Here is a 13,907-nt window from a genome sequence, read left to right on the forward strand (position 1 = left end):
TCGTTCGCTTGACGAGGCCGATGCGCGCCAAGGCGGGGTGGTTTGTCGCCCTGCTTTATCTGTTTTGCGTGCTTGCGCCCGGCGTGGCGCTGGCGCTTGGCGATGCCGCATCGTGTCTCATGCATCAGCCCGGAACGGCTACCGCTGCGCATGTCCATGAGGACGCGCAGCCGGAGCATGCCGCCTCGCACCGGCATCATGAGATGCAGGCGGATGAGCATGCTGTGCATCAGGCCGATGCCGGTCACGCTATGCCCGAGCCGGCCAAGCATCAGCACGACGGCAAGGGCGCTATAGGACCGTGCTGCGCCATGCTCTGCGTTTCGGCGATCGCGGCCGATCTGCCCGCCATCGCAAAGCCCTCGCCGCCGATCTCGCTCTGCGTCTCCGAGAACTTTCAGCGTCTGCCGGGCAAGGCGCCCCCGCTGCTCTATCGTCCCCCCATCGCCTGATCTCTGACGTAACGACATGGGCAGCCGCGCCACGAGCGCGCATGCCCGTGGTCGTCGGAGAACTCAATCATGTCTGCGCAGTTTGCGGCGTCTCGCGCCATGCACAGCGCATTTCGAAAACACGAGAAGGAACATCGAATGAAAACCATTGTGACAATCCTGCTGGCGCTATCAGCGCTTTCAGCCCTGCCGCCTCTAGCGCACAGCCATGAGCAGCACGCCCACCAAAGCTATGCCGCGGGCGAGCCCGGCGACCCCAAAAAACCTTCCCGCACCATCGAGGTCGGGATGAGCGAGATGGCCTACGCGCCCGCCCGCATCGAGGTGAACCGCGGCGAACAGATCCGCTTTGTGATCCGCAACACCGGCGCCGACGATCACGAATTCCTGCTCGCCACCACGGCAGAAAATCTGAAACACGCCAAGGCGATGATGGAGAACCCGCATATGGAGCATGACGAACCGAACGGCGTTCGGCTTGCACCGAAGAAATCGGCCGAGATCCTCTGGAAGTTCACTCACGCCGGCACGTTCGAATATTCGTGCCTGATCCCCGGCCATCGCGAGGCCGGCATGGTCGGCCAAGTCTTGGTAAAATAAAGTCCTGGTGAAATAAGGTCTTGGTGAAGTAAGTCTTGGTGAAATAGGTCCCGGTGAAATGAGCCATAGGTAAAGCGAAGGCGGCAAGCTGCGCAAAAGTTTCCTGTTTTCGTCGGCCCCGATCCACTACAACCGGGCCCAATCCGAAAGCTGGGAAAGCGAGACCGCCGTGCAAAGGATCGAACACCAAGGCTTCCTGCTGCTGCTTGTCGCCGTCACGCTGGCGTTTGCCTGGGTGCTGTATCCGTTCTATGGCGCTGTTCTCTGGGCCGTCGTCGTGGCGGTGCTTTTCGCACCCGTCTATCGAAGGCTGCTGCAATCGATGCAGGGCAGGCCAAGCCTCGCGGCCGCCGTCACCGTCCTGATCATCATCGCCATCGTCCTCTTGCCGCTGGCGATGATCGCGGCTTCGCTGGCGCAGGAAGCGTCAAGCCTGTTCGCGAAAATCCAGTCCGGAGAGTATAATTTCGGCAGCTATCTGCAGCGGATATTCGACGCCCTGCCGGCCTGGGCAACCGGATTGCTCGAGCGGCTCAACGTCACCGATTTTTCGGCCCTGCGCGAAAAGCTCGCTTCCGGCCTCATGACGGGCGGGCAGGTTCTCGCCCCGCAGGCGCTCAGCATCGGCATGAACACGTTCGATTTCGTGATCCGCCTCGGCATCATGCTTTATTTGTTGTTCTTCCTGTTGCGTGACGGCAGGGCGCTGGCCGAACGGATCAGGGAGGCCATTCCGCTGCGCGGCGAGCAGAAGGCGGCGCTGTTCATCCGGTTCGCCGACGTCGTCCGCGCCACCGTGAAGGGCGGCATCCTCGTCGCGATGGCGCAAGGCATGCTCGGCGGCATCGCGTTCTGGTTCTTGGGAATCCACGCAGCCCTGCTATGGGCCGTGCTGATGGCGTTCCTGTCGCTGATCCCTGCCGTCGGCGCCGCGCTGGTCTGGCTTCCGGTCGCGATCTACTTCCTGGCCACCGGCGCGATCTGGCAGGGCATCGGGCTGATCGTCTATGGCGTGCTCGTCATCGGATTGGTCGACAATCTGCTGCGTCCCTTCCTGGTCGGCAAGGGCTCCAAGCTGCCGGACTACATCGTGCTGATCTCGACGCTCGGCGGCATCGAAGCGTTCGGCCTCAACGGCTTTGTCATCGGCCCGTTGATTGCCGCGATGTTCATGGTGAGCTGGGAGATATTCGCCGTATCACGGCGGGACGAGCCGGCTGGAGACGCAAATCCGTAGGACGGGTAGAGCGAAGCGAAACCCATCATTCACGCCGTTGGCAGCCTATTGATGGGTTTCGCTTCGCTGTACCCATCCTACCCCAGCTCAAAACTGGTGACGCCGAACACCCGCTCCAGCCGCAACGGTGGAATCACGCCGGTGTACATGCGGGCCGTCTCGAACACCGGCGCCAATCCCAAATCTTCCGCCAGCGCGATCGCCTCGCGGTTGATGCCGGGCACATCCAGAAAAATCTCGCCGCCGCCCACCCTGGCGAGCAAGGCGGACAGCACCGCTTCGGCGGTGACGCGGTCGTCTGCCACCAGCGGGCCGATCTTGAAACCCTTCCGGCATGGACGGATCACGCCCCAGCCGGCGGGCCTGCCATCCCGCACGACCGCGCAACCGACATGGCCGGGCGCGCCGATCCAGGCCCGCAGGAACGCGGGCCGCCGCGCCGGAAACACGGTGGCGTCGTCCGCTTCCACTGCCGCTATCGGGACATCGGACAACGCTATGACTTCAGCCCGCGGCACGGCGGGCGCGGCAACTGTGCCGCCGTAACGGACATTGGCGTAAGCAAGCTGAAAGCCGGACTTCCTGTAGTTCTCCTGCTGCGCCGTCACGCCATCGAGCCCGATCACGCGCGGGCCGGCGTGCGCGATGGCCGCATTCCATATGCGCAGGCCGTAGCCATGGCCGCGCAGATCCGCCCGCACCATGTAAAAGCCGAGAAAGGAAAAGCTCGCGCCGTAATTGACGCAGGAAACCGTCGCGGCAGGCGCGCCATCGATCTCTGCGATGAAGAAGCCGCCCGGATCGACGGAAGCAAAGCATGCGTCGTCGGCAAGCCCCGGATTCCAGCCTTCAGCCGCGGCCCAGTCCACGGCCAGTGAGATTTCGTCCGGCCGCATCGGCCGTATTGTGAAGGTCTTCATTACGATCCTCCAGCCGTCACGAAGCGACGACTTGTCCGCCGTAGCTCGAAGAGCGAAGGCGGAGCAATCCATCTATCCTCGTGCGCGGAAAGATGGATTGCTTCGCTTCGCTCGCAATGACGCCGCTTTATGACAAACAGCAGGACTGCAATTGCGCTCTGCAGTTCCTCAACTCACGATGCGAATGCGCTGTGAGCAGTCCAGAAATGGCACACTTCTTCGCGCAGAATATCATTGCGCCGTGCGAATTGTTTAGCGAAAATTAATCATATGCTGCTGCGGGGCTGCATTGTTGGAGGCGACACACATGTACCGATCATCGCTCACGCTGGCCTTTGTCGTGCTGTACTCGGCGGCCGGCGCGGCCAGCGACTTGTCATCCGTCTACGTGGCGCCGGGCGGAATCTACGCGCCTTCAGCAAACGTCTATGTGCGTCCGGGACCGGCGTATCGGCAACCGCCCTACGCGGAACCCGGTTACGGCTATCGGCAACCGTCCTATTACGGAACGCCGGCCCCGGCAGCTGTCTATGGCGAGTACGGACCTGCCTACGCCGCACAGCCGGCCTATGTCGAACGCGCGCCCTATCCCTACGCTCGGGAACGCTACTACGCGCAGGAATACGACTATGCGCCGGAATACGCGCCGAGGCCGCCGCTGCCCGTGCCCTACCGTGCGCGCGCACGATGCGACGACGGCTATGGCAGGTCGGTCTACTGCGATTAAGCCGCCGGCATGGCGCGGAGTCGGTGCCGCTGATTGCGGTACGTAGGATGGGTGGAGCGCAGCGATACCCATCGCCCCTTCGCACACGCGATTGATGGGTTTCGCTTCGCTCTACCCATCCTACGCGACTACGCGCTGCGAGTAATCCTCGATCAGCGCGCAGCACGGACAGGGCGCGGCGAAATCCCGGCGCGTCCTCACGGCATCATCACGATCTTGCCCAGCGCCGATCCCTGTTCGAGCAGGGAATGCGCCTTGCGGACGTCGGCAAGCTTCAACCGCGCCGAGATGGCCGGGCGGATCGCGCCGCGCTCGAGCGCGCCGATCACTTCGCGCATCAGCGCGCGGCGGCCTTCGCGGTCGTGGTCATAAATGTGGAACGAGAAGCAGCGCACCGCCGGGCAGGTGTCGAGATGATCGCGCATCGCCGCCACCAGGTTCTCCTGCGGCAGGCCGGCGAAGGCATTGTAGGACACCAGCGTGCCCCACTTGCCGAGCGCGCGGATATAGCCGACGAAATCGGGCCCGCCGACATGGTCGAGGACGAGACCGACGCCGCGCCCCTCCGTCAGCTCGCGGGTGCGGGCGATGACGTCTTCGTTGCGATAATGGATGACGTGGTCGGCGCCATTGCGGCGCGCGAACCCCGCTTTCTCTTCAGAGCTGACCGTGCCGATGACGGTCATCCCGGCCAGCTTTCCGAGTTGCACCAGCGCCGTGCCGACGCCGCCGGCCGCGCCGATCACCAGCGCGCTGTCCGGCCGCTGCGTCGACGCGCATTGATGCAGCAACGCCCAGGCGACCTGGTAGTTGGCGAGGCACACCGCTTCCTGCAGATCGACGCTGTCGGCGAGCAGATGCACCGCATCGGCCGGCGCCGCGACGAACTCGGAGTAACAGCCGCCGCGCTGGGCGAGGTCGCGGGCGCTCAGCAACACCTTCCGGCCGGTTGCGATCCCGCTCACCTCGGATCCGACCGCGTGCACGATGCCGGCGACATCGTTGCCGGGGTTCACGGGCAGCGGCGGCATCCATTTGTAGACGCCGCGGCGGATCAGGACATCCGGTTGGCCGACGCCGAACGCCTCGGCGCGGATCACGACGTCGTGCGGGCCCGGATCCGGACGCGGCACGTCGACATATTCAAGGGCTTCGGGGCCGCCGACCTGGCGAACGAGAACGGTTTTCATCAGCGTGGTCATGCGATTCCTCCATATTTTCGAAAATATTATTGTTTGCGAAATTTATTGCAATAGCGGAGTTGGTTCGCCCTGATCTCGCGACAAGGCCAGTGAACCCCGCGCGATCATGCCGGCGGCGTCGCGCGCAACAGCGATCTCGCTGCGAAATCGATCGCGCGGCACCACCACCGAACGCACGAGGAAATACACAGCCCATCCGCGCGTCAACGATTGACGGCAGCAACGCCTCCCTCCGGCCGGCCTTTCCGAATCCTGATCGTTTCCCTGAACAGGCGGCTTGCATTTTCGTAAATTTTCGAAAATAGTAGTTTTATCGAAAAGATTCCAACGTTCCGGAGGGAGCCCGCGCATGAAGCTGTTGTCGTTCGCTATGGATGGTCGGGAAAGCTGGGGGGCGGTGGTCGGCGACCGCGTCGCCGACCTCGGCCGCGCCTTGCCGCAATATCCGTCGCTGGCGGACTTCGTCGGGAGTGCCGATTTCGCCCGCCGGGATGCGCTCGCAGCTGGCGAAAAGCCGGGCCCGAAGCTGGCCGACATAACTTTTCTCCCCGTCATTCCGCGTCCGGAAAAGATCATCTGCGCGGTGCGCAACTATCTCGACCACCACAACGAGGCGGTGGCGTTCGGCATGAAGCGCGAGATCACCGAATTTCCGCCAATCTTCCTGCGCGTCTGGCGGTCCCAGGTCGCCCACAACGCGCCGGTGGTGCGGCCGAAGGTTTCCGATAATCTCGATTGGGAAGGCGAACTCGCGGTCGTGATCGGAAAAGGCGGCCGGCATATTCCGGAAGCGGCAGCGTTCGACCACGTCGCCGGCTATTCGATCTACAACGACGTCAGCGTTCGCGACTGGCAACGCCACGCCCAGCAGATCGCTTCCGGCAAGAATTTCGTCGGCACCGGTCCGTTCGGTCCGTGGCTGGTGACGCCGGACGAGATCGGCGATCCGACGAAACTCAGGCTCGAGACCCGCGTCAACGGCAAGGTCGAGCAGAAGTCCGACACCTCGATGCTGATTTTCTCGATCCCGCGGCTGATCAATTACTGCTCGACCATTTTCGACCTGGTGCCGGGCGACGTGATCGCGACGGGAACGCCGGCCGGCGTTGGCTTCACGCGCAAGCCGCCCGAGTTTCTCAAGCCAGGCGACGTCGTCGAGGTCGAGATCGAGAATATCGGCGTGCTGCGCAATCCCGTCGTCGACGAGTGAGGCGCCAGATGTCCGCTTACGACATTCGCAAGACCGCGCTGACCGTCGAGACGGTCTGGCACGAGCGCGGGCCGCGGCTGGCTACTCCCCTGCTCGTCGGCACGTCCATCGCCGTGATCCGCAACCCCTTTGCGGGACGCTACGAGGCAGACTTGATGCCGTTCCAGGCTTCGTTGCGCGAGCTTGGGCGCGAACTCGCGGCCGCGCTCATTGCGCGGCTGGGCGGTGCGGACAAGATCGAGGCCTATGGCAAGGGCATCGTGGTCGGCGAGGATGGCGAGCTCGAGCATGGCGCGGTGTGGCACGAAGCCGGCGGCTGGGCGGCGCGCGAGGCGCTCGGCAATCCCAAGGCCATCGTGCCGGCGTCGAAAACCATCGGCGGACCCGGCACGCGGCTGATGGTGCCGCTCGGCCACATCCACGCGGCCTATGTGCGCAGCCATTTCGGCACCGCCGAGATGACGGTGTGGGACGCGCCGCGGCGCGACGAGATCGCGTTCGGTCTTGTGATGGCGACCGGCGGGCGTTCGCATGCGCGCATCGGCGGATTGGCCGCCTCAGATATCTCCGTGCACGACGGCCAGCGCTGATAGCATTGCTGCTCTAGCCGACAAGCAGTCATTTCGATCGAGAGGGGGACGCGATGATCAGGGTGAAGCGGGTCAGGCACACGGCGCTGGCAACCTCCGATCTGGAGCACCTGCTGGAATATTATCAATCCGTGATCGGGCTCGGCGTCATCAACCGCGACGGCAAGCGTGTCTATCTCGGCAGCGACTCCGACCAGCTCACCACGGTCATCGAGCAGGCCACCGATAACCATCTCGGCGCGATCGCGTTCGAAGTTGCGCCCGATTCCGACCTCGCCGAATTGCAGCGCTCGCTGGCCGATCGCGGTATCGCATCGGAAATCAGAAGCGACAGCCTGCCCGGTGTTCCAAAGACGCTGACCTTCAACGATCCGGACGGACATCGCATCGACCTGTTTGCACAGTGGCAGTTCTGCAAATCGATCGATCCGCTCCGTGGCCTTGTCGTCAACAAGCTCGGCCACGTCGCGCTGCGCGCGCCCGACCCGCAAGCGACCGCGCGGTTCTATCAGGACGTCCTCGGCTTTCGGGTCTCCGACCGCATCGAGGAGAATTTCGTCTTCATGCGCTGCGGCTTCGAGCACCATTCGATGAATTTCGCCCGCGGCACCGACGGCCGGCTGCATCATCTGGCGTTCGAGCTGCGCGATGCCTCGCACATGCACCAGGCCTGCGACCTGCTCGGCCGCCGAAAGATTCCGATCCTGTGGGGACCGGTGCGGCATGGTCCGGGCCACAACGTCGCGGTCTATCACCGCAGTCCGGACGGCTGCCTGATCGAATTGTTCTACGACATGGACATGATGGCCGACGAAGAGCTCGGCTATTTCGAACCAAGACCCTGGCACCGTGACCGTCCGCAGCGGCCGAAAACGTGGGTCGGCCTGCCGCGCGACGTCTGGGGCGTCGGGCCCGACAAGGCGGCGCTGGAATTTTCTCCGGAAATGCGCGGCGCGGTGAAGCCGCCCTGAGCGCGGCGCTCATAAAAAACACGCAAAAAACAAAACAGAGGGAGAGAAACACGATGCCTGGGATTTCCGGTCAATCGAGAGGTCGATGGGGGCGATCGGCGCTGTTTGCAATCGCAGCCCTGTTCGCTCTCGCGCCGTCGCTGGCGGATGCGCAAACCTATCCGAACCGCCCGATACGTTTGCTGCACGGATTTTCGCCCGGAGGCGCCGCCGACGCGCTCGCCCGCATTGTTTCCGACGGCCTTTCGAAGCGGTTGGGACAACCGGTCATCGTGGAAGCCAAGCCGGGCGCCGGCGGAAACATCGCCGCCGCAGCGATCGCCAATGCGGCGCCCGACGGCTATACGCTCGGGCTCGTGACCGGCGCACACGCGATCTCGGGCACGCTCTACAAGAAGCTGGCTTACGAGCCGACCGACAGTTTCGAGATGGTTTCGACGCTGGTCTACTACGCCCTCGTCATTGCCGTGCGCGCGGATTCGCCTGCGAAGACGCTGCCAGACCTGATCGCGATGGCGAAGGCGAAGCCGAACGAGCTGTCTTTCGGCTCGGTCGGTTTCGGCAGCACCCATCATCTCGCCGGCGAATTGTTGACCACCACCGCCGGAATCAAGATGGTCCACGTCCCCTACCGCGGCGACGCGCCGAGCGTGACGTCGCTGCTCGGCGGCGACGTGCCTGTGATCGTCGGCACCACGGTGCTGCTCGCAGGCCAGATCGAAAGCGGCGCCATCCGCGGCCTCGCGGTGACCTCGCCCACCCGCACGCCCTTGCTGCCGAACGTGCCTTCGGCCGAGGAAGCCGGACTCAAGGGATACGACGTCCGCACCTGGGCCGGAATTGTCGCCCCGAAAGGCACGCCGGCCGACATCGTGCAGAAGCTGAACGCGGAAACCGCCTCGATGCTCGCGGATCCCGCGGTGAAGAAGGCCCTGGAAACCGCGACCGGCGGCGAAGTGCGCGGCAGCACGCCGGAGCAAATGCGTGTCCTGATCCGCTCCGAGATCGCAAAATGGTCGAAGGTGATCGACGAGGCGAAGATCGCGCGGATCGAGTGAGTCTCTGATCGCGTCCCGGAAATTCCGCGACTGCCCGGCAGCCGAAAGCGATTTGAGTGCATTTCCAAAAAAATGGAACTCAACCGAAGTTGCGCTGGTTAAGCGTTGGAGCCGTTGGGCGAGAACGCTTATCCAGGGAGAAGCGACATGGCGGTCCATTTCAACCACACGATCCTGTCGGCACGCGACAGCAAGGCCTCGGCGAAATTCCTGACCGAGATATTGAACCTTCCGGCCCCGAAGCACTGGGGGCCATTCGAGATGGTCGTCACCGAGAACGGGGCCTATCTCGATTACATGGACACCGACGAAATCGCGCCGCAGCATTACGCCTTTCTGGTGAGCGAAGCTGAATTCGACGAGATTTTTGGCCGCGTTCGGGAACGCAAGCTGGCCTGGTGGGCAGATCCGGCGCGGAAGCAACCGGGCGAGATCAATCACCACGACGGCGGACGCGGCGTCTACTTCGAGGATCTCAACGGTCACCTCCTCGAAATCATCACCCGCCCGTACGGCAGCGGCGGATGGAATCCGTGAAGGCGGCGAGACACGCCTCTTCGTAGCCCGGATGGAGCGCAGCGCAATCCGGGATAAGTCCATCCGCTGATAGATTGCCCCCGGATTGCGCTGCGCTCCATCCGGGCTACGGCTCTCGCGAGCGACGCTTCACATGACTGTCATGCCTTCAAGACCCGTTGAACGCACTCGCACAACCGTCTCTGACGACATAGCTCGCGGCCAGGGGCTACGCCAAACCAACAGCATGAAGAGACGATAATGAAAGCATTCTTGAAAGTCGGCGCGCCTGTTGCAGCAATATTCGCCATTGTTGCGCTTGGCGCGATGACCGGAGATCAGGCAAACGCAAAGGAGTTTTGCCGGCAGGATGTCACCGGCCACATGACCAGCTGCGGATTTGACACGATGGAGCAATGCAATGCGATGTCGATGGGTATCGGCGGTGACTGCTTCCGCGATCCGTTCCTGAAGGACAACCACAATGCCTTCGCCTATCAACCAAACTCACCTCACCCAAAGAACCGCGCGCATCCACGCGGAAGCAAAGCACCCCCCAGACCATAAAGGACCGCCGCGGCAGCACACCTGCCAGCGAACCCGCCGAGCGACAAGGCCCCGCGCATTCCTGCGGCGCTATCGATCGTGACGCTGAAGAATAGAACGTTGGCGCGGCAGTCGACGTCGCCCTCCTGCCGGTGGCGGCAACGTTGCCGCGCGTAACGCCTGATCCCTGGTCCGCCTGACCCCGAGTCCGACACGCTCGCCAGGACTTTTCCGCGAGGGACTATTCCGCGGGCGCAAGCTGTCCGCCTGAGCCTATTGCGTTGGTCCCGCGCACCCGGACGCGGGCACGGCGCTTGCGCCACCAGATCACGACGCCGGTCACCGACAGCGCTGCAACGACCAGCCCCATGATCGAGATCAGGATGCGGCCGGGTAATCCTACGATACGGCCAGAGTGCAGCGGGAATTGCGCCTGCACGAAGATATCCGCGGCGGTCCCGACCCACGGCAGTCTCTGACCGATCGGGCGGCCGTCCTCGCTGTCGTAATAAAGCTGCGCCGGGCCGACGCCGCCGGCGCCATGATCGTCGCCGGGGTGGAAGAACGCTGCGGCATACACGCCGTGGGCCGGGCCATAGTTGATCGAGCCGACGGGCGTGGTCCAGCCGCGGGTCTTGCCGTCGGCCGCGGCACGCGCGGCGATGTCGGCAAACGTGACCTTGGGTTCGATCGGATCGTCGAGATGCCGATAAGGACGCTGTTCATACGGCGTCGGGGTGTAGTCCGACACCGTCTTCATCAGCGGCGAGAACACCTCGAAATACAGGTTGAGCGAGAACGCCGTGAAGGCGATCACGAACAACAGCGCCCAGGTCCACAGGCTGAAGGCGCGGTGGATATCGAAATTGATTCGATAAGTGCTGCCCGAGGTCTTGATCTTCCAGGCCGGCGCCCAGCGCGCCCAAAAACCACGACCGAGTTCGCGCGCAACGGCAGGTGCTCGCCCTGCCCTGGCGCGGCGACGGGAGGGCAGCGTCAAATAAAAGCCGACGAAGCAATCGATGGTCCAGATGATGGCGATGACGCCAAGCACGCGCATGCCCCAGCGATCGCTGCCCCAGAACTCCGGGATGTGCATGGTGTAGTGCAGCTTGTAGAGGAACGAGACGAAGTTCTCGCGCGTCACCGGCCACACCGCGCCCCAGTAGCGCCGCCCGAGCTCCGCGCCGGTATTGGGATCGAGGAAGATCTGATTGTAATCGAGGCTAAATCGCTTTCCGGTGGCCGGATCGATCCGCGGCAGCACGAAGAACCACAGCGAATGGTCCTTCTCCGGCGTCATGAACATGTGGACGACGCGCGCGCGCGGATCGCGCTGCTCGACCAGCTTGACGAGATCGACAGAGGGAATCGCAGGCCCGAAGGTGGTCACGTCGAACAACTGCTTGTTCAGCAAGTCGTCGATCTCGTGATCCCAGGAGATGATCGCGCCGGTGACGCCCGAAAAAAACAGAAAGCCGGCGGTGAGGAGTCCGGCCCAGCGATGGAGCCGCCCGAAGATCGATCTCATGGTCTTCGCCCGTGCTGTTGGGGTTGCCTCAATTATCAAACATCTGTCGCAGTGTGTGGTGACTTAATCATGATTACCATCGGTAGGTCAGCTTCGCGATCGCCTTGCGCCCTTCGGCATAGAAGCAGCTCGTGTAGCCGTAGCAGGCCGCGACATAGCGGGTGTCGGCGATGTTGGTGACGTTCAGCGCCAGGCGATAATTGTCCCTGGTGTACGCGAGCAGCGCGTCGACCGCAGTCGACGCCTGTACCTTGAAGGTGTTGGCATCGTCGCCGAAGGTCGAGCCGACATAGCGAATGCCGCCGCCGACCTGCACGCCGGTGAGCGGGCCACTCTGCAGGGTGTAATCAGTCCACAGCGAGAACCGATTGAGCGGCACCGTGGTCGGCGCCTTGCCGACGTTCACCGGATCCTGCGTAACCACCGCGTCGATGTAGGAGTAGGCGCCACGGACGTTGAGGCCTTCCATCAGTGTGGCCGTGCCCTCGAGTTCGATGCCGCGCGACTTCACCTGTCCGGTCTGCTCGGGAATGTACAACGGCGGCGCCCCGAAGGTGACGACATTGGCTCGTGTCAGGTCGAAGGCCGCCAGCGTGATCAGCGCATTGATCCCGACCGGTTGATACTTCACGCCGACTTCATACTGAACGCCGGTTTCCGGCTTCAGCAACTCGCCCGCCGCGTTGGTGTTGAGCACCGGCAGGAATGATTCGGCGTAGCTGAAATACGGCGCGATCCCGTTGTCGAAATTGTACATCACAGCCGCACGACTGGTGAATGCCGAAGCGTCCGTCGTGGCGAAAGACTTGTTGAAACGGTCGTCGAGATCGGTCGTCACGAAGTCCTGCCGGCCGCCCAGCAGGAACGAGAGCCGGCCAAGTTTGATCTGGTCCTGTGCGTAGAGTCCCATCTGCGACTGCTTGATGCCCTTGTCGTCGTACGGGCCATCATTGGTCCATGTGTTGGTGTAAACAGGCGCAAACACGTTGATCTTGCCGGTGCTGTACCCTGAAGCAGCGTCCCGGAACGAGGTGTTGCGGTAGTCGATGCCGAATAGCGTGGTGTGGCTCAGGATGCCGGTGACGAACTTGCCCTGGAGCTGGTTGTCGACCGCAAAGGAGTTGATGGTCGATGCACCGCCTGCGCCATAGCGCGACATCAGGCCTGCGGCTTCGTCGGCCGGCGAGGCGTAGCCGGTGCCGTAGAAGCTGCGCTGTTCGTTGTGCATCCACGAATAGCGCAGGTTCTGCCGGAAGGTGAGGGCTTCGTTGATATCGTGCGACAGCAGGTATCCGGCGGAAGCCAGTTCGGTGTTGAACTGGTTGAAGTTCGGCTCACCGCCGAAAAAGGTATTCCGGATGAAGCGGCCGTTATTGGCGAACGCCGTGCCTGATGCCGGCAGGAACTGCAGGCCCCAGCCGGTCGTGTCTTTTTGATAGTTGGCCAGCAGCGTGATGGTGGTGTCGTCGTTCGGCTTGAACGTCACTGCGGGTGCGATGAAAACGCGGTTGTCCTTGGTGAAATCGACCTGGGTTTCGCCGTCGCGGACGACGCCGGTCAGGCGCCACAACACGGTGCCTTCCTTGTTGGCGGGACCGCCAACGTCGAACTGGCCCTGGTAGCGATTGAAGCTGCCGCCGGACACCGACATCTCGCCGAACTGGTAGGCCGTAGGAAGCTTGCTGACATAATTGAGAATGCCGCCGGTGCCGCTGCCGCCGTACATCACCGAGGACGGCCCCTTCAGCACTTCGAGACGCTCGGCGCCGTAGGCCTCGAGGCCGAGGAAGTGCACGTAGTTGCTGCTCGGCAGCCGGAGGCCGTCGAGATAGAGGCCCGGCATGGTCATGTCGAACCCGCGGATCTGCAAGCCCCCGAACCGCGTGTCGGAGCCGCCGTTGACGTCGCCGCTGACGCCCGCAGTATAGCGCAGCGCAGCTCCGACCGTCTCCGCACCCTGGTTTCTGATCTGGTCGGTGGTAACGACTGAAATCGACTGCGGAGTTTCGATGATCGGCGTGTCGGTCTTGGTCGCGGTGCCGGTGCGGGTCGCGACGAATCCGCGCACCGGACCATTGGCGCGCTCGCCGGCGCCGGGGCCCGATGCCGCCGCAGCCGGCGCCGCCTGCGGCACGCGGCCTGCGCGATTGGCGCGCGCGGCGCGTGTGGTTGCAGCACGGCGGGACGGTCGGGCTGCGGACGGACGCGCGCGCTCTTGCGGCGCGTCCACGGTGACCGCAGGAAGCGATGACTGCGCCAGCGCGACGCCAGTCGGAAGGGAGAGTGCAAGTCCGCTGACTGCCCCGAGGCAGATCATTGGTATCAGTTGAAGTCGAGTGGCGAAAAG

14 protein-coding genes are annotated in these 13,907 nt (G+C 63.4%); 10 read left to right on the forward strand and 4 right to left on the reverse strand.

Translation table 11 applies throughout. The features are described 5' to 3' along the window. Nucleotides 1–20 precede the first annotated feature (20 nt). The 3 genes from C7G61_RS19770 to C7G61_RS19780 all read left to right on the forward strand — a co-directional run bounded on the left by C7G61_RS19770 (nucleotide 21) and on the right by C7G61_RS19780 (nucleotide 2,289). Nucleotides 21–452, forward strand: coding sequence for a hypothetical protein (locus C7G61_RS19770; RefSeq protein WP_244608376.1), 432 nt, complete (start codon nucleotides 21–23; stop codon nucleotides 450–452). A gap of 138 nt (nucleotides 453–590) precedes the next feature. Continuing rightward, nucleotides 591–1,052 (forward strand): cupredoxin domain-containing protein, encoded by a 462-nt coding sequence (locus C7G61_RS19775; RefSeq protein WP_108517337.1) that lies wholly within the window; start codon nucleotides 591–593, stop codon nucleotides 1,050–1,052. 169 nt (nucleotides 1,053–1,221) lie between these two features. Further along, a complete protein-coding gene (locus C7G61_RS19780; RefSeq protein ID WP_108517339.1) occupies nucleotides 1,222–2,289 on the forward strand; it encodes an AI-2E family transporter in 1,068 nt (355 codons plus the stop codon). Nucleotides 2,290–2,366: 77 nt separating this feature from the next. Here C7G61_RS19780 and C7G61_RS19785 read toward each other — a convergent pair whose 3' ends face one another. Further along, complete coding sequence (locus C7G61_RS19785; protein WP_108517341.1) at nucleotides 2,367–3,209, reverse strand: GNAT family N-acetyltransferase; 843 nt, start codon at nucleotides 3,207–3,209, stop codon at nucleotides 2,367–2,369. 307 nt (nucleotides 3,210–3,516) lie between these two features. On the opposite strand from C7G61_RS19785, the gene C7G61_RS19790 reads away from it, so the two are divergent. Continuing rightward, entirely contained in the window at nucleotides 3,517–3,936 is a 420-nt protein-coding gene (locus C7G61_RS19790) for a hypothetical protein (protein WP_108517343.1), read from the forward strand. 197 nt (nucleotides 3,937–4,133) lie between these two features. Here C7G61_RS19790 and C7G61_RS19795 read toward each other — a convergent pair whose 3' ends face one another. After that, nucleotides 4,134–5,138, reverse strand: a complete 1,005-nt coding sequence (locus C7G61_RS19795) for a zinc-dependent alcohol dehydrogenase family protein (RefSeq protein ID WP_244608377.1) — start codon at nucleotides 5,136–5,138, stop codon at nucleotides 4,134–4,136. A gap of 349 nt (nucleotides 5,139–5,487) precedes the next feature. Between C7G61_RS19795 and C7G61_RS19800 the strand changes: the two genes are divergently transcribed. From C7G61_RS19800 to C7G61_RS19825, 6 genes are all read left to right on the forward strand, one after another. Then, the gene (locus C7G61_RS19800) at nucleotides 5,488–6,348 is read left to right on the forward strand and encodes a fumarylacetoacetate hydrolase family protein (protein WP_108517345.1); all 861 of its coding nucleotides are present in this window, start codon (nucleotides 5,488–5,490) and stop codon (nucleotides 6,346–6,348) included. Nucleotides 6,349–6,356: 8 nt separating this feature from the next. Further along, entirely contained in the window at nucleotides 6,357–6,938 is a 582-nt protein-coding gene (locus tag C7G61_RS19805) for an amino acid synthesis family protein (protein WP_108517347.1), read from the forward strand. Between the two features lie 53 nt (nucleotides 6,939–6,991). After that, the gene (locus C7G61_RS19810) at nucleotides 6,992–7,909 is read left to right on the forward strand and encodes a VOC family protein (protein ID WP_108517349.1); all 918 of its coding nucleotides are present in this window, start codon (nucleotides 6,992–6,994) and stop codon (nucleotides 7,907–7,909) included. Nucleotides 7,910–7,962: 53 nt separating this feature from the next. Next, nucleotides 7,963–8,967, forward strand: coding sequence for a tripartite tricarboxylate transporter substrate binding protein (locus tag C7G61_RS19815; protein WP_108517352.1), 1,005 nt, complete (start codon nucleotides 7,963–7,965; stop codon nucleotides 8,965–8,967). A gap of 147 nt (nucleotides 8,968–9,114) precedes the next feature. Then, nucleotides 9,115–9,504 carry a VOC family protein gene (locus tag C7G61_RS19820; protein WP_108517355.1) on the forward strand — a complete coding sequence of 130 codons (390 nt, stop codon included), beginning with the start codon at nucleotides 9,115–9,117 and terminating at the stop codon, nucleotides 9,502–9,504. A 240-nt stretch (nucleotides 9,505–9,744) separates the two neighbouring features. Then, nucleotides 9,745–10,050 carry a DUF3551 domain-containing protein gene (locus C7G61_RS19825; protein ID WP_108517357.1) on the forward strand — a complete coding sequence of 102 codons (306 nt, stop codon included), beginning with the start codon at nucleotides 9,745–9,747 and terminating at the stop codon, nucleotides 10,048–10,050. Nucleotides 10,051–10,270: 220 nt separating this feature from the next. On the opposite strand, the gene fsrB is transcribed toward C7G61_RS19825, so the two are convergent. Together fsrB and C7G61_RS19835 are read right to left on the reverse strand one after the other, a co-directional pair. Beyond that, nucleotides 10,271–11,560, reverse strand: a complete 1,290-nt coding sequence (fsrB, locus tag C7G61_RS19830) for a siderophore utilization protein FsrB (protein ID WP_108517359.1) — start codon at nucleotides 11,558–11,560, stop codon at nucleotides 10,271–10,273. 73 nt (nucleotides 11,561–11,633) lie between these two features. Further along, the gene (locus tag C7G61_RS19835; RefSeq protein WP_244608378.1) at nucleotides 11,634–13,877 is read right to left on the reverse strand and encodes a TonB-dependent siderophore receptor; all 2,244 of its coding nucleotides are present in this window, start codon (nucleotides 13,875–13,877) and stop codon (nucleotides 11,634–11,636) included. Nucleotides 13,878–13,907 lie beyond the last annotated feature (30 nt).

This window comes from Bradyrhizobium algeriense, assembly GCF_003062295.1.
Taxonomy (GTDB): Bacteria; Pseudomonadota; Alphaproteobacteria; order Rhizobiales; family Xanthobacteraceae; genus Bradyrhizobium; species Bradyrhizobium algeriense.